The following is an 18,450-nucleotide window of genomic DNA, read 5'->3' as shown; positions in this document are numbered from 1 at the left end:
TTCATGAGGGAAGACCAATGAGGCGCCGAAGCAGCCCTTTCCTCGCTGCCCGGAGCCTCCGCTCATTCCTTCACCCGCAGCAGGCGCATGCTGTTGAGTGTCACCATCAGCGTCGCGCCCATATCGGCGAACACCGCGAGCCAAAGGGTGAGCCAGCCCGGGACGGCGGCCACGAGTGCCAGCACTTTAAGCCCTAAGGCGACGGCGATGTTTTGCCGGATGACGGCAAGCGTTCTGCGCCCAAGGTGGACGGTGTACGGCAGCTGGCGCAAATCGTCGGCCATGAGCACAACATCGGCCGTTTCCAAGGCGGTATCCGTCCCCGCCCCGCCCATCGCCACACCAATATCGGCCGCGGCCAAGGCAGGGGCGTCATTCACCCCGTCGCCGACCATGGCGGTCATGCCGCAACGTTCTTTCAGCTCGCGGATCGCCGCCAGCTTCTGTTCAGGAAGGAGCTCGGCGCGAATATCGGATACGCCCGCTTGACGGCCGATGGCCTGTGCGGTTTGCTCGTGGTCGCCCGTCACCATCACCACTTCCGCCACTCCAAGGCGCCGCAGCGCGGCGACCGTTTCCGGTGCGGACGGCCGCAGTTGATCGGCCGCGGCGATAAGCCCCAACAGCCGATCGGCCGTGCCGACGGCCATCACGGTTTTTCCTTCGTCTCGGAAGGCAGAGATTTGCTTTTCCGCTTCATCGGGCAACTTCCCGATCAAACTGGTGAACAAGGCGGGGCTGCCGATATAGTACGTGTTCCCCGCAATCACCGCCTTCACTCCTTGGCCGGTGAGCGATTGAAACTCGACGGCCACATCAAGAAACGGTACTCCCTCTTCTTCCGCTTTGCGGACGATGGCAGAAGCCAAAGGGTGCTGCGACCGTTTTTCGATGGCGGCGGCGATGGCCAACAGCTGCTCACGTGTTCCTTCATACACGACGACATCGGTCACGGCTGGTTTCCCTTTCGTCAACGTCCCGGTTTTATCAAAGGCAACGGCACGCAGCCGGCCGATTTGTTCGAGATGCACGCCGCCTTTGATGAGCACGCCGCGCCGAGCCGCGTTTCCGATGGCCGTCACAATCGCCACCGGGGTGGAGACGACGAGCGCGCACGGGCAGCCGATGACAAGAACGGCAAGACCGCGGTAAATCCAATCAAGCCACTCCCCGCCCATCACGAGCGGCGGAACGATGGCGATCAGAAGCGCGGTCACGATAATAAACGGCGTATAATAGCGGGCAAACCGGTCGACGAACGCTTGCATCGGAGCCCGCTCCGCTTGCGCCTCTTCCACAAGATCAATCATTTTCGCCAATGTCGTCTCGTCCGCCCGTTTTGTCACTTCAACTTCAAGGAATCCTTCTCCATTCAGCGTCCCGGCAAACACTGCGTCTCCCACTGCTTTTTCCACCGGCAGACTTTCGCCGGTGATCGCCGCTTCATTCACTGTCGAGGCGCCGCTTATGACAATGCCGTCCAAAGCGATTTTTCCCCCTGGTTTGACGATCATGACATCCCCGACGCGAACGTCTTCGACCGGAACGGTCATTTCCTCCGTGCCGCGCCGGATCGTCGCCTCCGCCGGCGCCATTTCCATCAGCGACTCAATCGATCGGCGCGCCCGGTCCATCGAATAGCGCTCGAGCGCTTCACTGATGGCGAACAAAATGACAACAACCGCTCCTTCCTGCCATTCCCCGATCGCCGCCGCGCCGAAAATGGCGATCGTCATTAGCGTCGTCATGTCAAACTGCCAGCGGACCAAATTCCGGAGCCCCGTCCAAAACAGTGAGTAGCCGCCGATCACGATCGCCGCCAAATACATAGCGACCGCCAGCATCCCCTTGTCTGCCGCATCCGCCGCAACGCCAAACAGAAGCAGTGCCACAGAGGCGAAGACATTTCGATTTTCTTTTCGCTTCCAAAACGGCTCCCGCCTGGCCGGGCGTTCGCGTTCTTCACGAATGGTCAACTGTTCAAACGCTCCCGCTTGTTCAAGTTCATCAATCGTCGCCTCGCCCCAAACGGTGAGCTTGGCGGCGCCGAAATTCACTTTCGCCTCTTTCACGCCGGGCAAGGATTTCACGTTTCGCTCAAACTTAGCTGCGCAGTTTGTGCACGTCAGTCCTTGCACGCGGTATGTTTTTGCCTCAAGCCGATCCAATGTTTGTTCATTCCCCACGGCCGTCCCCCTCTTTCCGATGGGCGAGCGCGACAAGCAGCAGCTCGCGAATATGATCATCATCAAGAGAATAAAAGGCAAGTTTCCCATCTTTTCGATATTGCACAATTCCTTGCTTATACAAGATGCGCAAATGATGCGATGTCGTCGCCACCGTCGCCCCGATCACGTTGGCCAGATCGCAAACGCACAGCTCTCCCTCACTGCACAGCGCATACACGATCTTCGCCCGATTTTCGTCGGCAAGCGCCTTGAAAAACGGCACGATCGCGGCAATGTTTTCATCACGAAGCCGCCGCTGAACCCGCTCGACCTTCTCTTCGTCATAACAGTAAACGTCGCACACATCATGACGGTGCATTCCTTCTCGCTCCTTGTCAATATTCAAAGATTCATTTGAATATAGAATAGCATATATCCCCCTTATATTCAAATATTCATTTGAATAAAAAATGTGCTCAAACGAAAAATCCGCCTTTTTTGTTTTTAAAAGGCGGATTCCCTCTTGTGAAGCACACTTTAGCTGACCGCAAACATGTTCGTTTCCTCATTGCCGATTTTGCTTACACATGCTCGCGAAACCAGCGCACCGTCTCCAAAAACGCGTCACGCGTCACTTTATGGCCGGCGTGCGGATCGGCGATGAATTGCAGCCGGTCTTCGTTTCCTTCATAAAGTGGTTTAATTTGCTTGTAAAACTCATATGTATAAGCATACGGGACGACTTGGTCGGCTTTCCCGTGCCAGATGAACAGCGGCCGCCCGGCGAGTTTTTCCGGCTGCTTGGATAAATCGTAGCGGGCGAGCTTTTCTTTTTCGAGCGCAAGCAGCGTCGGCGGCAGCGGAATGTCGATTTGGCGCCGCTTTCCTTCTTCAATCATCTCATCAAAAAAGGCGCTGTAGTTCGGGCAGCCCATGAGCGCCACCGCCGCCCTCACCCACGGATAGACGGCGAGCGCGCCGAACGTGACGATTCCGCCCATCGATGTCCCAGCGAGCCCAATCCGTTCTCGGTCAGCCAGCCCGCGGCTTACAAGGTCGTTTTTCATCTCCTCGATTTCGGTGATCGTGCGCACGACAATGTCCCAAAACGACAGCTGCAATTTTCGTTCGCTCAAGCCTTCGTCCCGTTCACCGTGAAACAGCGCGTCGGGAAGCACAGCGCGGTAGCCCGCCTCCGCAAGCAAGTAGCCGAAATGCAAATTATGTTCTTTGGCGCTCGTAAAGCCGTGGATAAAGAAAATCAGCGGCAGCCGTTCGTCCCGCTTTTCCGGCTTGACAACGTGAAGAACCGGCACGCCGGCCAACTGTTCCTGTTCAATGATCACCATGGTTGCACAAACCCCTTTTCTTTTTCCATCGCTGTATAGTTTACCATATGGACAGCGATTTTGGAAAAGAGTTACACTATGTAGTGTAAAGAATAACGAGGGCAAAGGAGTCGGACATGAAGCCGTATTTAATCGCGTTGGATTTGGATGGAACGTTGCTCAAAGAGGATAAAACGATTTCTCCATTTACCAAAGACGTCATCCGCCGCGCCATCGACACCGGCCATTTTGTTGTCATCGCCACCGGCCGCCCGTACCGGGCAAGCTCCATGTACTACGAAGAACTTGGCCTTGCAACGCCGATCGTCAATTTCAACGGCGCGTTTGTCCACCATCCGCGCCAGCCGTCGTGGGGCATGCACCATTACCCGCTGCCGCTTGCGGTCGTCAAAGACATTGTTGAAATCAGCGAATCCTATGGAATCAAGAATATGATGGCCGAAGTGTTAGACAATGTTTATTTTCACCAACATGACGAAGTGTTGCTTGACATCGTCCGCCTTGGCAACCCGACCGTGGAAATCGGCGATTTGCGCCGCTCGCTCGGCAAAGATCCGACGAGCGTGCTCGTGTACACAGACGATGATCATATCGAGCGGATTCAATCACACTTAGCGAATGTGTACGCCAACGTCATCCACCAACGGCGTTGGAGCGAACCGTGGCATGTCATTGAAATCATCCGCCATGGCGTCCATAAGGCCGCGGGCTTAAAACAAGTCGCCGACTACTTCGGCATCCCAAGGGAGCGCGTCATTGCTTTTGGCGATGAAGACAACGACCTCGAGATGATCGACTGGGCCGGTCTCGGTGTTGCGATGGGCAACGCCATCGAACCGTTGAAAACTATTGCCGACGATGTGGCAAAAACCAATGAAGAAGACGGCGTCGGTGTATATTTGCAGGATTTGCTTCGTTTGTAGTTTCCATCGCGGCGGCTTCCGAGCCGCCTTTTTTGACGCCGTCCATTAAGATGGATGAAAAAGCGCGTTTCTCCAAAAAAGAACCGTTTCGATGCTGCTTCGTTGGCGAACGCTTTGCCGGAGCGTTTTCCTCGCTCTATCGCCAGCCTTATCTGCTTCCTACAATCTAAACGCTGGCTGATGCTCCTCTTTTCACCTTGCTCCAACCGCCTTGCCGTTTTGTAGAGCGACTTGTGTTGTAACGAATTTCCTTACTACTGTTCCCCCCGTGCGGTTACACTATACGTGACGCAACGCGCGTCTTCATATTTTAAAGGGGGAATCCGTCATGGGCAAACGAAACAAATCGAAGCGTTTCGTCCAACAAAGCGTCGATGCGGTTGAACGGCATGACAAGCGAATCCCTTACCATTTAACGTACGCCGAGGCGGAAGCGCGCAAAGCGGAAAAAGCGATGGAAACGTCGCTTGGAGGAGCGTAGCGATGGGCAACCGCCTGTTCCAAGAGGCGCGCAAAGCGGTCGCGCAGGCGAAACAAGCCGCCAGCGGCGAGATCGACATGAGCGTCGACCGCGCCATTGCCATCGCCAAAAACGCCTTGTCATCTGCCTATGCGCATTCCAACACGGCGGAAAAAGCGCAGTTGCGTCAATTTCAAACCGAGCTGGACGAGCTCACCCACTAAACGGCTGCGGGCTTCCCGCAGCTGTTTCTTTCGCCCGTTGCCGATTTTCCATTGTATTCCGAACGAAAAACCGCTACACTAAAGGAAGATAATGAATCGCTGTTCGCCGGCCAAAATCGCCCATTCATCCGATGCGGCTATACAAAAAAGGGGGACGAACCATGTCCATTCAAATCATCACCGACAGCGGCGCCGATTTGCCGCAGTCGTACATTCGCGAGCATCAAATCGCCTTTTTGCCGCTTGTCGTTCATTGGAACGGCCAAGATTACGAAGACGGCATCACAATCGAGCCGAAGCAAGTATATGACGCCATGCGCCAAGGGCATACGGTGAAAACGGCACAGCCAAGCCCGCTGGCGATGAAGGAGCTGTTTTTGCCATACGCCAAAGAAAACCGGCCATGCCTTTACATCGCCTTTTCATCGAAATTATCCGGTACATACCAAACAGCGATGGCCGTGCGCAGCGAGCTGCTTGATGAATATCCGGAATTTCGCCTGACAATCATCGACTCGAAATGCGCCTCTCTTGGCCAAGGGCTCGCCGTCATGAAGGCTGTCGAGCTGGCGAAACAAAACACACCGTACAACTTGCTTTGTGAAACGATCGAATCGTACTGCCGCCATATGGAGCACATTTTCACCGTTGACAACTTGGACTACCTCGCGCGCGGCGGCCGCATCAGCAAAACCGCCGCGGCCTTTGGGGGCTTGCTCAACATCAAGCCGCTTCTCCACGTCGAGGACGGAGCGCTTGTCCCGCTTGAAAAATGGCGCGGGCGGAAAAAAGTGTTGAAACGCATGGTCGAGTTGATGGGCGAGCGCGGCGACGATCTGCAAAAGCAAACGATCGGCATCAGCCATGCCGATGACGAAGAAACCGCCTTGGAGCTGAAACAAATGATCGAAGAAACGCACGGCTGCACGCGCTTTTTCCTCTCCGACATCGGCAGCGCCATCGGCGCACACGCCGGACCGGGGACGATTGCCCTCTTTTTTCTGAACAAATATATTGAGATCTGACGCCTTTCCCGCCGGACGAAACACGGGCGCCTGCACAACACAGGCGCCTGTCCTCATCACCGAAGTTGATCAAGAAGGTTGTAGTAGTAGTACGTTTTGGACCGCATCCGGCCATCCGAGAAAATGAGTTGCTGTTCCTCAAACCGATTCAAATAGCGCCGAACCGTTGCTTCCGGCAAACCGGTCAACTCCGCCATCATGTTCGCGGTAAAAATCGGGTGCTGGAACATGACATTGACAACGGTTCGAATATTATGGCTGTTCACAAGCGCACTTGCCTTTTCCAAATCTTCTTCATACAAATCGTTTACTTTTTGAATCAATCGAACATTTTGTTTCGCTTGTAAATGGACGCATTGCAAGAAAAACTGAATCCATTGCGTCCAGTCGCCTTTGTAGCGGGTATCATTCAAATAGCGGTAATACTTGTGCTTATCCCGTTCAAGCACATCGCTGACAAAAAAGTTCGGGTAATCGATGACACCCTTACTATACAAATAGAGCGGAATCAAAATTCTTCCAATCCGACCGTTTCCGTCAAGAAACGGATGAATCGTTTCGAACTGCGCATGAATTATGGCTACTCTCACTAATTCATCATAATCATCGTTCGGTTCATGAATGTATTTCTCTAAATTTGACATATACTCATTGACAAGATGCGGCTCCGGAGGAATGTAAGTGGCGGTTTCAATCGTGCATCCTTCCGGACCGAGGAAATTTTGCACCCTTCGGAATTCCCCTGGCGACCGATGGGATCCGCGTACATCGTTTGACAACAAAATTCGATGCAACTGCTTAAACAACCGAGTCGAAATGGGGATCTCTTTCAGCGCATCCATCCCTGCCACTAATGCTTCATAATAGTTTAATGCTTCTCGCACATCGCTGTTCGCTTTTCTGCTTTGTGCTTCAGTCTCCATCACTTCATCCAATGTCACTTGTGCCCCTTCAATTTTCGTCGACTGCACCGCCTCCTTCAGCATGATCGGTCTGAGCAGAAATCGCGGATGCAGCTTTGAATGCCGCAGCATCGTTTGATACTCAACCATCGCCTTATTCGCTTCGATCAATTCGCGAAGAAAACGCATTTGATTCACGACATCTTCGCTAAGAGGAAGCTTGAAGGGGACAAACGGTTTTCGTTTCATTTTTCATTCCCCTTTACGAACATTTTAGATAAAAAATGATCGTTAAACACCTATATTTACCCTATTACAAACATTTATCTCTATTTTTGTACTTAATTATACTCTGAAGCGAACCATTTGTTAAAAAAAATTCTCCATTTATCTTTCCACAAACTACCTTCCCCTATTTCCATATAGTTCATTTCCATTTGCCGCATACTAATGATGGACGATCGAAACAAAAGGAGGGGCTGCCGATGCCAAACACGAGCGACAACGACAAAAAAGCGCGCGACAACCAAGCGAAGCGCCATGAGAAAAACATGATGCGCGAGAAAAACCGCGAAGCCGGGAAGTTCGCGTATTCGAAGAAGACGGATCATTTGTGAGCAAAATGACAAAAAGGCGGCCGAAAACACCGCCTTTTTCACATTGTTTCCCCTGCATCAAGTCCCCGCTTTCAACATAGCGCTACATGCCGGCCTCTTCCGTCTAAAGGACGAAACTAACCTTCTTGCCCCTTTGATCATTGTTGTCTTTCCTCCCACCTTTTTCTATAATGAAAGTACATCACACGCCCGGGAGGTCACGTATGTCGAAAGAAAGTTCATTTGATATCGTATCTAAAGTCGATTTGTCGGAAGTGGCAAACGCCATCAACATCGCCATGAAAGAAATCAAGACGCGCTATGACTTCAAAGGAAGCAAAAGCGACATTTCGCTCGAGAAAGACGAACTCGTTCTCATCTCCGACGACGAGTTTAAGCTTGAGCAGCTGAAAGATGTGCTCATCGGCAAGCTCATTAAGCGCGGGGTGGCGACGAAAAACATCCAATACGGCAAAATCGAGCCGGCATCAGGCGGCACGGTGCGCCAGCGCGCCAAGCTTGTCCAAGGGATCGACAAAGAAAACGCGAAAAAAATCACCACGATCATCAGAAACACCGGCTTGAAAGTGAAAAGCCAAGTGCAAGATGACCAAATTCGCGTCAGCGGCAAAAGCAAAGACGACTTGCAAAAGGTGATCGCCGCCATTCGCGAAGCCGATTTGCCGATTGACGTGCAGTTTGTGAACTACCGCTGAAACAGGCAGAAGCGCGCTGCCTGTTTTTTCATAAATAGAAGAGTGATGTTTATAGGGGGAGGAAGCCGTCCATGTCAAAAAGCGGGATGTTTTAACTGCGCAGCTGTTGCAGTTTGCCTTCATCATGGTGATTTCCTCCATCATCGCTGGCGTGTACGAAGCAGCCGCCCATTGGTTGGAAACACATCGCGCCGCAACGTTTTTGATCGGTTGGATGCTCATCGTTCTGTTGTATCCCGCTTTCCGTTCATGGCTTGTGCAGTGGATGGAAGTGCGCGCTGATCATCTAGGAGCGTCGCTGCTTGATGGCGGCAACGAACAGATGGCCAACGCCTTAGCCATTCTTTCAAAAAATCAAGACCAAGCCATCGAGCAAGCACATAGCTACCACATCGATGCCAAGGAAAAAGACGACGAGGAGGAAGACGCATTTGCCGAGGACGGCTCTTTCACTTTCGAGAGAGAGGAGTGGTTTTCACGCTTTTCCAAATTTCAACTATCCCCCCATCCGCCGATGTATTGGCGCATTCATTCGCTCCGCACGACCGAAACCGGATGGAGCACCAAAAAACTTCGATTATGGTGGCGCGACTGTTGGCGCGAATCGCTTCCTGATTTTGTGAAAGAGTGGCTGCATATATAGATGCAATGAAATCGTTTCACATATCTTTGACGGAAGACCGAACAACAACCTGGAAGCGGCGTTGTTCGTCCACCCGACAGCCGGGTGCAATGACCAGCAAAAGCGATAAATGTTAAATGGAAAGGGTAGAAAAAAATGATTGCCGTGCAAGACGTAAACAAAATCTATCCGCCAAACCGCCAAGTATTGCATCATGTTTCCCTCGAACTGGTTGAAGGGGATCGACTTATTCTTTTAGGGCCGAATGGAGCCGGAAAGACTACTTTAATAAGGTGCATCATCGGGCTTACTGCACCAGACAGCGGCAGCATCTATGTAAATGGAGTAGATGTTGTCCGCCATCCAGATGAAGCGCGCGAGTCGATTGCGTTCGTATTTGAAGAAGCTGACAACTCCTATTCCTATTTAACTGTTTTGGAAAATCTCTTATACTTCGGCTTGCTGAACAAATGGAGTCGTGCTGAAGCAAAACGAAGAGCCGAACGAATGATGGCCGTGTTGAATCTAACCCCATACGCTGAGCGTCTTACCCAAACCCTTTCACGTGGGATGAAACAAAAACTGGCATTTGCGATCGCCTTAATGAAAGGAGCGCCGTTTTTGTTCCTTGATGAGCCAACTCTTGGCCTTGATGTTGAGTCGCAACATCATATCCGAACCATGTTAACGGAAGAAAACCAATGGTGGAAAGCCGTTCTCATCACCACCCACGACATTCCTTTTGCCCACGCCGTTGGAAATAAGTTTGTCTTTATCCAAGGCGGAAAAATCGTTTGGAGCGGCACGAAAGAACATTTTTCAACTCCAGCCGACCTTGAAACTCATTTTTTGGTCTCTATTCGTTCCAACCTATCCGTCTAAGGAGGTGAGTCGGTTGTCCCCGCAAATTTTGAATGTAGTATTGGCTTCCTTTTTAAAAAAAAGGCAGAGTATCGTCGGTATTGGTTCGATTTTACCGTTGGGCTTATCATTAAATTTGTCTTTTTTCTCGGTACGCTGTACGCAAGCCCGATACAGACCGGAAAAGAAGCGACGGTCAAACTGTTCGGTTTCAGCCTTTGGTACTTAAGCGCTCATTTGATCTCGAAGCTCGGCAACACGGTGATCGAAGAAGCGTATCTTGGCACCGCCGAGCAAGTGCTTTCCACCAAGACTGCTCCATGGAAAATTTTGATCGGCGTGGTGATCGCTGAAGTCGCGTTATCGTCCATGTGGGTGACGCTCTTTTTCGTTTGTGCGGCTTTGATGATCGGATTTTCCGAAATTCTCTCGGGAATCGTATCCATGATAACGGAGATCGTCGTATTTGGCGGCGTAAGCCTCATCGGGATGACGGGAATCGGCGTGTTCATTTTAGGGCTGTCCCTTCGCTTAAAGCAAGTGGGAGCCGTTACCGAGGTGCTGCTTTATTATTTATTGATCTTCTCAGGATTTTTTCTATCTTCGAATGTATTGCCGACAGCGTTTCATATTCTCAACTACTTTTCTCCCCTTTCTTGGGCCGTGCAAGGAGTGAATGAAGGATGGCCCGTATTCTTTCCTGCTCTCGGGATCTCGCTATTCTGGCTGGCCATGGGCTCATTGGTCTTGAAGCAACAATGGCATTGGGCGAGAAAAAACGGAAAAATCGGAAGCTACGTATAAAAGAGCGGACGTTATCCCTCACCTTTCGCACCCTTTCGGCGAAAATCGAGAGGATGTTTTCGCGACCATGCCGAATGAATCCTCCGCACTCAGGGAAAGCAAAGGAGTTTTCATAACACGGACATCTTGCGCGAAGAGAGCTCTCTTTATTCCGACGCCGCCTGCGAACATTAGTTGATCAACACGGGCAAAGAAGCGTGCCGCTATGATCTGATTATTCACTCGCCTGCTTCGAAAACATGACCCATAGTCATGTCCGCCCAAGGCGTTGCTTTTTTTGCTTTTGGCCGTCACATAGAAAGAAGTCACAGCATCGACGGCGAATAAAAGAGATGGCATTTCTTTGACGGAGGTGTGTGAATGAACATCGGCCAAGAATATTTGCGAGTGGTGCGCGCACGCTTTCTTGACATGAAAAAGACCGCCGAACAGGCTATGGACCAATGTTCCGAGGAACAGCTGTTCCATTGCTTTCATGAGGAAGCCAACAGCATCGCCATCATTGTCAAACATATGAGCGGAAATATGGTGTCGCGCTGGACAGACTTTTTGTCATCGGATGGGGAAAAACCGGACCGAAACCGCGATGATGAGTTTATCAACGACTTCCATACGCGCAAAGAAGTCATGGCTTGCTGGGAAAAGGGGTGGTCTGCTTTCTTTCAGACGCTGAACGAACTGCAAGAAACGGATTTGTTGCGGACGGTCACGATCCGCGGCGAACCCCATTCCGTCATCGAAGCCATTGAGCGGCAAATGTACCATTATTCGTATCATATCGGACAAATCGTCTATATCGCGAAACAGCTGAACGCAAACAACTGGAAAACACTGACCATACCAAGAAATCGAAAAACAACATAGGCAACTCCTTATTCGAATCATCTTGCAAACGCCATCCGCTCCTCGGAACCGTCAGCCGATAAAGCGAGTCGTTGTTCGGTCTTCCGTCACGCTAAAGCGTGACAGAGGCAAGCCTGTGGCTTGCCTTCGACAGTCAAAAATGGATAAGCCACTTTTTCGTCAAGGATATGTGAAACGATTTCGTTGCATCTATATGGTTACTTTTGCTGCATCTTAAACTCCAAAAACAGCTCGTTGTAGTAGGCGAGCATGTGTTTTCCTAAGTTTTCGTACACTTCGAGATGCCCTGCTGAATCCAAATCGGGGTAAAAGCGCCGATCGCCCGCGATGTCTTTTGGCAAATAGGCAAGCGCCTTTTTATTCGGCGTCGAATAGCCGACATACTCGGCGTTTTGCGCCGCGTGTTTCGGGTCGAGCATAAAATTGATAAACGCGTGCGCTCCTTCGATGTTTTTCGCTGTTTTCGGAATGACCATGTTGTCAAACCATAGGTTGGATCCTTCTTTCGGCACGACATAGTCGAGCTTGTCGTTTTCGGCGATGATTTCCGCCGCATCACCCGACCAAACGACGCCAATGGCTGCCTCTTCATTCGCGAGAAGCAGCTTGATTTCATCGCCGACAATCGCCTTCACATTCGGCATGAGTCGATCGAGTTTCCGCTTTGCTTCTTGCAAATGGGCTTTGTTCGTATCGTTAAGCGAATAGCCGAGGCTGTTTAACGCCATCCCCATCACTTCGCGCGCTCCGTCGACAAGCAAAATTTGATTGCGCAAGTCCGGGTTCCATAAGTCGTTCCAGCTTGTGATGGTCTTGCCGCCAAGCATATCGCGGTTGTAGACAATGCCGACCGTTCCCCAAAAATACGGCACTGAATACCGGTTGTGCGGGTCAAACGGCAAGTTGAGGAACCGCGGTTCGATATATTGTAAATTCGGCAGCTTGTCGTGATCGAGCGGCAACAGCAAGTTTTCCTCGATCATTTTGCTGATGGCGTAATCGGACGGAACGGCGACATCAAACGTCGCCCCGCCTTGGGCGATTTTCGCCATCATCGCCTCGTTGGAATCGAACGTTTGGTAAATCACTTTCCACCCTGTCTCTTTTTCAAACTCTCGAATGAGCGCAGGGTCGATGTAATCGCCCCAGTTGTAAACGGTCACCGTTTTGCCTCCGCCGTACCCTTCCGCTTCGTTCAACCGGTGGGTGATGAACATGAGGACGAACGCCGCGATGAACACGGCCGCAAACCCTTGGACAAGCCGTTTCACCTACTTTCGCCCCCCTATCCCGTACATTCGGCCGCCTTTTTGGCTGAGCACATAATAACCGATGACAAGCAGCATCGTAAATAAAAACAGCAGCGTCGACAGCGCATTGATCGATAAGGAAATGCCCTGGCGCGCCCGCGAATAAATTTCCACCGACAGCGTTGAGAACCCATTTCCCGTGACAAAAAACGTCACGGCGAAGTCATCGAGCGAATACGTAAGCGCCATGAAAAAGCCCGCCCATATGCTTGGCGCCAAAAACGGCAGCACGACGCTTGACAGCACTTGCCAAGGCCCTGCTCCTAAATCTCTAGCCGCATCAATCAGCGTCGGGCTCATTTCCTCGAGTTTCGGCAGCACCATCAACACGACAATCGGCACGCTAAAAGCAATGTGAGACAACAGCACGGACGTAAACCCAAGCTTGATGCCCGCTATCGTAAACAGAAGCAAAAACGAAGCGCCGATGATGACATCCGGACTGACGATCAACACGTTGTTGAGAGCAAGAAGGGCGTTTTTCGTCCGCTGCCGCTTGACATAGTAAATGGCGAGCGCCCCGATGACCCCGAGTATGGTCGCGACCGCCGCCGACAGCAGCGCGATGACGATTGTATTCAAAACGATGATGAGCAAGCGGTCGTCGGACAGCACGTCGCGGTACCATTTGAACGTGAACGATTGAAAATCGTGCATCGCTCCGCCGCTGTTGAACGAATAATACATCAAATACACAATCGGCGTATACATCACGGCAAACACGGCTAACAGGTACACACGTCCCCACCAATGCGTCCGTTTCATCGGCTTCCCTCTTTCCTTCCGGTTCCTGTCAGGACGACGATGACCGCCATCGCGATCATTAACACAACAGCGATCGTCGCCCCCATTCCCCAGTTTTGGGTGACAAGAAAATGCTGTTCAATGGCGGTGCCGAGCGTAATGACGCGGTTGCCAGCGACAAGGCGCGTAATCATAAACAACGACAACGACGGGATGAACACCGCTTGGCAGCCGGCCTTCACCCCGCCAAGCGTGAGCGGGAAGACGACGCGGCGGAACGTTATCCAAGCCGAAGCACCCAAATCGCGGGCGGCATCGACAAGCGATGGCGGCAGCTCCTCCAGCGCGTTGAAAATCGGCAGCACCATAAACGGAATAAAAATGTACACCGACACAAACACAAAACTGAAATCGGTAAACAACAGCTGCCGCGGCCCGACGCCCAATACCTTCAAAAAAGCGTTGGCCAGCCCATACGTGCCGAGCAGCCCTAAAAACGCATACACCTTCAGCAGCAAATTCACCCACATCGGCAAAATAAGCAACAACAGCCATAACTGCTTGTGCCTCGTCTTTGTCAGCCAATAGGCGGTTGGATAGCCGATCAACAATGACACAAGGGTAATCAAAAACGCGTACCAAAACGAATACGCCATCATTTTCAAATAAATGGGCGTCAACACGTTTTCATAATTCGCCACCGTCCAATGTCCGTCTATATCCAAAAACGATTCATATAATAAAAAGACGATCGGAGCGATGACAAACAACACCAACCAAATGCCATAAGGGATTAAATACCAGTTTCGCCACGCCCGTTCCGTCATGCGCCCTCATCCTCCCTTTCGACTCGCATGACGTGAATCGCTTCCGGTTCAAAACGGAGGCCGACCGTTTCCCCGACTTCCGCCTTTTTCGTCGAATGGACAAGCCATTCGTTGCCGTTTTCATCATAGCCGCAAATTTCGTAATGGACGCCTCGGAATAAGAGCGAATCAACACGAATGACCATCTGGCCGTCTCCCGGCGCCACGAGTTCCAAATCTTCCGGGCGGATGACGACATCAACCGGTTCGTTCGGCGCAAAACCGCGGTCGACACACGCAAACCGCTTGCCGGCGAATTCGACGAGGAAATCTTCGATCATGCGCCCTGATAAAATGTTCGATTCCCCAATGAAATCGGCGACAAACCGGTTAATGGGTTCATCGTAAATCTCTTTTGGCGTCCCAAACTGCTGAATTTTCCCTTTATTCAGAACAAAAATGTAATCGGACATCGCCAGCGCTTCTTCTTGATCATGCGTGACAAAAATAAACGTAATGCCCAATCGGCGCTGCAGTTCGCGAAGTTCATACTGCATTTCCGTGCGCAGCTTCAAATCCAAGGCCGATAGCGGCTCATCCAACAGCAACACTTCTGGCTCATTCACAATCGCCCGCGCAATCGCGACGCGCTGGCGCTGACCGCCGGACATCTCTTGAATGCGCCGGCGCTCATAGCCTTCCAAGTTGACAAACCGGAGCGCTTCGCTCACTTTTTGGCGGATGTCCGCTTCTTTCATTTTTTTAATGCGCAAACCAAAGGCGACATTTTCAAATACGTCCAAATGCGGGAACAAGGCGTAATCTTGAAAAACGGTATTGACTTGCCGCTTGTTCGGCGGGACGTTTTGAATCGGCTTTCCATGGAAATAAATCGTTCCTTGCGTCGGTTCGATAAACCCGGCAATCAGCCGCAAAATCGTCGTCTTCCCGCACCCCGACGGCCCAAGCAGCGTATAAAACTTCCCGCGCTCCATCGCAAAACTGACGTCATCCAATACGACCGCGCCGTCGTATTCCTTCGTCACTCGCTCGAAGCGGATGATCTCTTCCCCGTTCACTTCCAGCCCCCCGTCTTCTTTATGTTCACTATTGCTAATTAGAACACAGCAGGGATGAAAGTGCAACGGAAAAATGCCCGATCACGCCAATTAGAAACGAACTTTTTTCATCATAAGATCTCACAGTCATTTTTCCGTTTCGTTTCCGCCGCTTGGGCGTGCAAGCGACACGATGCGTGAATCGAGAAATCGCTCCTGATGAACGTGGGAAGCAATGAGATAAGCAGCCTGACGGTCGCATTGAATCCATTCGGCCAACCGATCGCGGCTTGACATGTCAAGAGAATTAAACGGCTCATCCAGCAAATACAATTCAGCGGGACGGGCTAAAGCAATCGCAATATGCAATTTTTGCCTTGTGCCCAATGAATACTGGTCAACTGGAAACGAGAGCATCTCCTCCATTCCCAGCAGGCGGCACAATTCTTCTGCTTTACGAACGTACTGTCGATCCAATTTCCATAAAAGGCGAAAACATTCAATGTTTTCATAGCCCGTCAATTTCGAAAACATGACGGTCTCGGATGTAGCATAAGACAAATGAGCGCGCATGTCGGGAAGCTGAATCGGATTGCCTTTATAAAAGGCTTGATAATGCAACTCTCCTTTATCGAGCAATCCCGAAATAATATGCAAAAGAGTCGTTTTCCCCACTCCATTTGGTCCTGTGAGAAGCACGGTCTCCCCTGGGAAAATGGAAAATGAGAATTGCTGAAAAATCGTTGCCCCCCCATCATAGCGATACGTCAAGTTTTGCAATGAAAATAACGGTTCCATCTATTTCTTCCCCTTTTCCTGCTTTTTAGACCGTCTATTCTTATACATGAGACACTGTTGATTCCAACCATGCTGAGATGATGAGCAGAGCGACCGCCAGCACTAGCAAAAAGAGGATATCCCGTATATAGAGCGTTTCTTCTTCTCCTCTTGCTCTTTTTTTGACGATTTGAAGAAACCGCCATGTCTCGTACCCTAATGTACAAAACAAGATATGGCCGATGATTTCAGGAATCGCATGAGGAAAGACACCGGTCATCAACGGCTGCATGCCATATCCTGTGGCGACTCCTCTCACGATCACGCCTAGCATCGCTGCATTGTAACCGAGATAAAGGGTATTGGCCATTCCTAACGTCAGCCATCCGCCGACCATCAAAATGGCTCCAACCATCAAGTTGTGGCCTAAAGTGGTCCAAAACGCCATGGAAGTCGGATGAATGACAAGTCTTTGCGAAAAAATCCCCGCTCCCAACGCAAAGCAGACAACGTACACACCTAGCGACAATAGGAAATACGGCAAATGAGTGTGAATCGCTCGTTTGATCACCGCGAATGCCTCCTCACGTGCGCCGAGCATATTGAGAACTATTCCATAATACAAGGTAAAGCATCACGACAAACAAAACGCTGTAACATGCCCAACTCCAACCTTTCAAGAGCATAAAAAAGGCAGAAAGAAGCGATGAAAAAACGGTTATGTAAATCAATAAGCGATGAAACGAATGATTTCCGGCCGCAATCACCATATACCCTGCATAATCACGCGGAGATGTCAATGCCGCCTGCTCGCCGCTCGCTAAAACAAGGCAAAACACTTCATAATCGGTGCGTAAAATCCGTTTGACAACAAACGAATAGGCGGGCATCATCACCACAGCCCCCATTGCCGCCCAAAGCCCTCCACGCACCCCCAATAATCCTATGTATTCGAGAAGCAGCAATCCTAATGCCATCATGCATGGGTAGACACCTAATCGCTCAAGCAACGTCGATTTCGCTTCGATTAACGGTACAAGAGGAGGCGGAGAAAGGAGCCGAAAAACGATGAGACGCTCCGTCTCGCTTTCAAACTGAAAAATGTCGCGAAAGACGTCGGTAATGGCTCGCAACGTCCCTGTCATGACCATATACATTTCAAACATAAACAAAAACAAAATGATCGACCCGTTATGAACGATCGGCAACAGAGCCAAATTCGCTCCCGCAACCAAAAACCATTCCCCCGGCAAAAATAGCGACCAAGGCGGTTTCGTCAACTCACGGGCTTGGCGTGTTAACAGACAAAGATCTTTATATAAAATTGCATTATTCGTGCTGCGAATTTTTAACGACTCAATGACACGTTGATGCCATGAATATAGCATGTACGCTGCCTTGTCAGAATGAGACGCACGAGTGAAAGGAAAGCAAATCAAAGCCAACAGAGCGAATCCAGCACCGATGAATGATAAAGTTGTACTTGAAAATGACCACCCTTCCCCCCAACTTGTCATGCGTTCATAAAACAGCTGTTGCCAATGAGCAACATAACCATCCATATACGCAAGATAAGAAAGCGACAGCCCATACATTCGAACCGCTTGGCGGGACAATTGCAGCAACGGCACAATCGCCGCAAGCACGACATAACCAATCGCGAATGATGCCATTCGAAAGAAAAAGGCAGAAAATGCGCCCATCGCTCTAAAAGTTGAGCCACGCACTATATGCGATGTCACATAAAGAAGCAACAACATCGTTTGTCCAAACCATACTAATGATGCGCCTGTGATCCCGAACATCACCATCAATCCAATTGAAGGAGGCAACCAAATCGGCAATAGCCGCAAAAGGGACACAGCATAGTGGATTTTGAGCAATCGCTGCCATACCTCGTCATCCCGCACCCCAGACAGACGCACATAATGATAATGATATTGACGTTGCAATGCCTCTTTGGATTCAAGCAAAACTCCTATTAAAGGACTGACAGACATAAAAAAGAGAAACGCCATGATCGCAGAAGGACGAAACATGATAAATGATCGAGTGCAAATGATCACAACCAATATCCCCGAAACAAGCCATTTCGCCGCTTCCACCAAGAACATGGTCATCTTCGGAGAAAAAGGCGATTTTTTCTGCAACGGCGCCAAACTACTTCGTTGTCGTTGTTGATATAACAGCCATACGAGTTTCACTTCTCTTCCCCCACATTGATTTACTCATTAGGAACGG

20 protein-coding genes and 1 pseudogene are annotated in these 18,450 nt (G+C 50.7%); 10 read left to right on the top strand and 11 right to left on the bottom strand.

What is annotated here, in order from left to right; translation table 11 throughout:
* Nucleotides 1-62: 62 nt before the first annotated feature.
* The 3 genes from GYMC52_RS03655 to GYMC52_RS03645 form a co-directional block, all read right to left on the bottom strand.
* Entirely contained in the window at nt 63-2,186 is a 2,124-nt protein-coding gene (locus GYMC52_RS03655; RefSeq protein WP_013523124.1) for a heavy metal translocating P-type ATPase, read from the bottom strand.
* On the bottom strand, nt 2,176-2,547 hold the full coding sequence (locus GYMC52_RS03650) for an ArsR/SmtB family transcription factor (protein WP_013523123.1): 372 nt from the start codon (nt 2,545-2,547) through the stop codon (nt 2,176-2,178). The genes GYMC52_RS03655 and GYMC52_RS03650 overlap by 11 nt, the downstream gene beginning before the upstream one ends.
* 202 nt (nt 2,548-2,749) lie before the next feature.
* Nucleotides 2,750-3,517 carry an alpha/beta fold hydrolase gene (locus GYMC52_RS03645; RefSeq protein ID WP_013523122.1) on the bottom strand — a complete coding sequence of 256 codons (768 nt, stop codon included), beginning with the start codon at nt 3,515-3,517 and terminating at the stop codon, nt 2,750-2,752.
* A gap of 116 nt (nt 3,518-3,633) precedes the next feature.
* On the opposite strand from GYMC52_RS03645, the gene GYMC52_RS03640 reads away from it, so the two are divergent.
* The 4 genes from GYMC52_RS03640 to GYMC52_RS03630 all read left to right on the top strand — a co-directional run bounded on the left by GYMC52_RS03640 (nt 3,634) and on the right by GYMC52_RS03630 (nt 6,149).
* A complete protein-coding gene (locus GYMC52_RS03640) occupies nt 3,634-4,440 on the top strand; it encodes a Cof-type HAD-IIB family hydrolase (RefSeq protein WP_013523121.1) in 807 nt (268 codons plus the stop codon).
* Between the two features lie 328 nt (nt 4,441-4,768).
* A complete protein-coding gene (locus GYMC52_RS19695) occupies nt 4,769-4,921 on the top strand; it encodes a hypothetical protein (RefSeq protein WP_011230248.1) in 153 nt (50 codons plus the stop codon).
* Between the two features lie 2 nt (nt 4,922-4,923).
* Nucleotides 4,924-5,124 carry a DUF3813 domain-containing protein gene (locus tag GYMC52_RS03635; RefSeq protein ID WP_013523120.1) on the top strand — a complete coding sequence of 67 codons (201 nt, stop codon included), beginning with the start codon at nt 4,924-4,926 and terminating at the stop codon, nt 5,122-5,124.
* 161 nt (nt 5,125-5,285) lie between these two features.
* Nucleotides 5,286-6,149, top strand: coding sequence for a DegV family protein (locus tag GYMC52_RS03630; protein ID WP_013523119.1), 864 nt, complete (start codon nt 5,286-5,288; stop codon nt 6,147-6,149).
* 56 nt (nt 6,150-6,205) lie between these two features.
* Here GYMC52_RS03630 and GYMC52_RS03625 read toward each other — a convergent pair whose 3' ends face one another.
* Nucleotides 6,206-7,300: a Fic family protein gene (locus tag GYMC52_RS03625; protein WP_013523118.1), complete on the bottom strand. Its 1,095-nt coding sequence runs from the start codon at nt 7,298-7,300 to the stop codon at nt 6,206-6,208.
* A 236-nt stretch (nt 7,301-7,536) separates the two neighbouring features.
* Here GYMC52_RS03625 and GYMC52_RS18390 point away from each other — a divergent pair, with 236 nt between their 5' ends.
* From GYMC52_RS18390 to GYMC52_RS03600, 6 genes and pseudogenes are all read left to right on the top strand, one after another.
* The gene (locus GYMC52_RS18390; protein ID WP_008879040.1) at nt 7,537-7,668 is read left to right on the top strand and encodes a DUF3941 domain-containing protein; all 132 of its coding nucleotides are present in this window, start codon (nt 7,537-7,539) and stop codon (nt 7,666-7,668) included.
* Nucleotides 7,669-7,871: 203 nt separating this feature from the next.
* Nucleotides 7,872-8,363 carry a YajQ family cyclic di-GMP-binding protein gene (locus GYMC52_RS03620; RefSeq protein ID WP_013523117.1) on the top strand — a complete coding sequence of 164 codons (492 nt, stop codon included), beginning with the start codon at nt 7,872-7,874 and terminating at the stop codon, nt 8,361-8,363.
* A gap of 73 nt (nt 8,364-8,436) precedes the next feature.
* Nucleotides 8,437-9,006, top strand: a pseudogene (locus GYMC52_RS03615) (M48 family metalloprotease); the annotation flags it as partial.
* Between the two features lie 135 nt (nt 9,007-9,141).
* Nucleotides 9,142-9,867: an ABC transporter ATP-binding protein gene (locus GYMC52_RS03610; protein WP_013523116.1), complete on the top strand. Its 726-nt coding sequence runs from the start codon at nt 9,142-9,144 to the stop codon at nt 9,865-9,867.
* Nucleotides 9,868-9,906: 39 nt separating this feature from the next.
* Nucleotides 9,907-10,650: an ABC transporter permease gene (locus tag GYMC52_RS03605; RefSeq protein WP_343203259.1), complete on the top strand. Its 744-nt coding sequence runs from the start codon at nt 9,907-9,909 to the stop codon at nt 10,648-10,650.
* A gap of 360 nt (nt 10,651-11,010) precedes the next feature.
* Entirely contained in the window at nt 11,011-11,514 is a 504-nt protein-coding gene (locus GYMC52_RS03600) for a DUF1572 domain-containing protein (protein ID WP_013523115.1), read from the top strand.
* A 197-nt stretch (nt 11,515-11,711) separates the two neighbouring features.
* Here the strand turns inward: GYMC52_RS03600 and GYMC52_RS03595 are convergent, their stop codons facing one another.
* The 7 genes from GYMC52_RS03595 to GYMC52_RS03565 all read right to left on the bottom strand — a co-directional run bounded on the left by GYMC52_RS03595 (nt 11,712) and on the right by GYMC52_RS03565 (nt 18,182).
* Entirely contained in the window at nt 11,712-12,785 is a 1,074-nt protein-coding gene (locus GYMC52_RS03595) for an ABC transporter substrate-binding protein (protein WP_013146150.1), read from the bottom strand.
* On the bottom strand, nt 12,786-13,589 hold the full coding sequence (locus tag GYMC52_RS03590; RefSeq protein ID WP_013523114.1) for an ABC transporter permease: 804 nt from the start codon (nt 13,587-13,589) through the stop codon (nt 12,786-12,788).
* On the bottom strand, nt 13,586-14,395 hold the full coding sequence (locus GYMC52_RS03585; protein WP_013523113.1) for an ABC transporter permease: 810 nt from the start codon (nt 14,393-14,395) through the stop codon (nt 13,586-13,588). The genes GYMC52_RS03590 and GYMC52_RS03585 overlap by 4 nt, the downstream gene beginning before the upstream one ends.
* Entirely contained in the window at nt 14,392-15,453 is a 1,062-nt protein-coding gene (locus GYMC52_RS03580) for an ABC transporter ATP-binding protein (RefSeq protein ID WP_013523112.1), read from the bottom strand. Before GYMC52_RS03580 ends, GYMC52_RS03585 begins: the two co-directional genes overlap by 4 nt.
* A 126-nt stretch (nt 15,454-15,579) precedes the next feature.
* Complete coding sequence (locus GYMC52_RS03575) at nt 15,580-16,230, bottom strand: ABC transporter ATP-binding protein (RefSeq protein ID WP_013146154.1); 651 nt, start codon at nt 16,228-16,230, stop codon at nt 15,580-15,582.
* A gap of 40 nt (nt 16,231-16,270) precedes the next feature.
* Nucleotides 16,271-16,780 (bottom strand): stage II sporulation protein M, encoded by a 510-nt coding sequence (locus GYMC52_RS03570; RefSeq protein ID WP_013523111.1) that lies wholly within the window; start codon nt 16,778-16,780, stop codon nt 16,271-16,273.
* A gap of 13 nt (nt 16,781-16,793) precedes the next feature.
* On the bottom strand, nt 16,794-18,182 hold the full coding sequence (locus tag GYMC52_RS03565) for a hypothetical protein (RefSeq protein WP_230982737.1): 1,389 nt from the start codon (nt 18,180-18,182) through the stop codon (nt 16,794-16,796).
* Nucleotides 18,183-18,450: the final 268 nt, after the last annotated feature.

This window comes from Geobacillus sp. Y412MC52 (assembly GCF_000174795.2).
GTDB lineage: Bacteria > Bacillota > Bacilli > Bacillales > Anoxybacillaceae > Geobacillus > Geobacillus thermoleovorans.
Note: the sequence above shows the minus strand (reverse complement) of the source record. Positions and strands in the feature narration are given on the sequence as shown.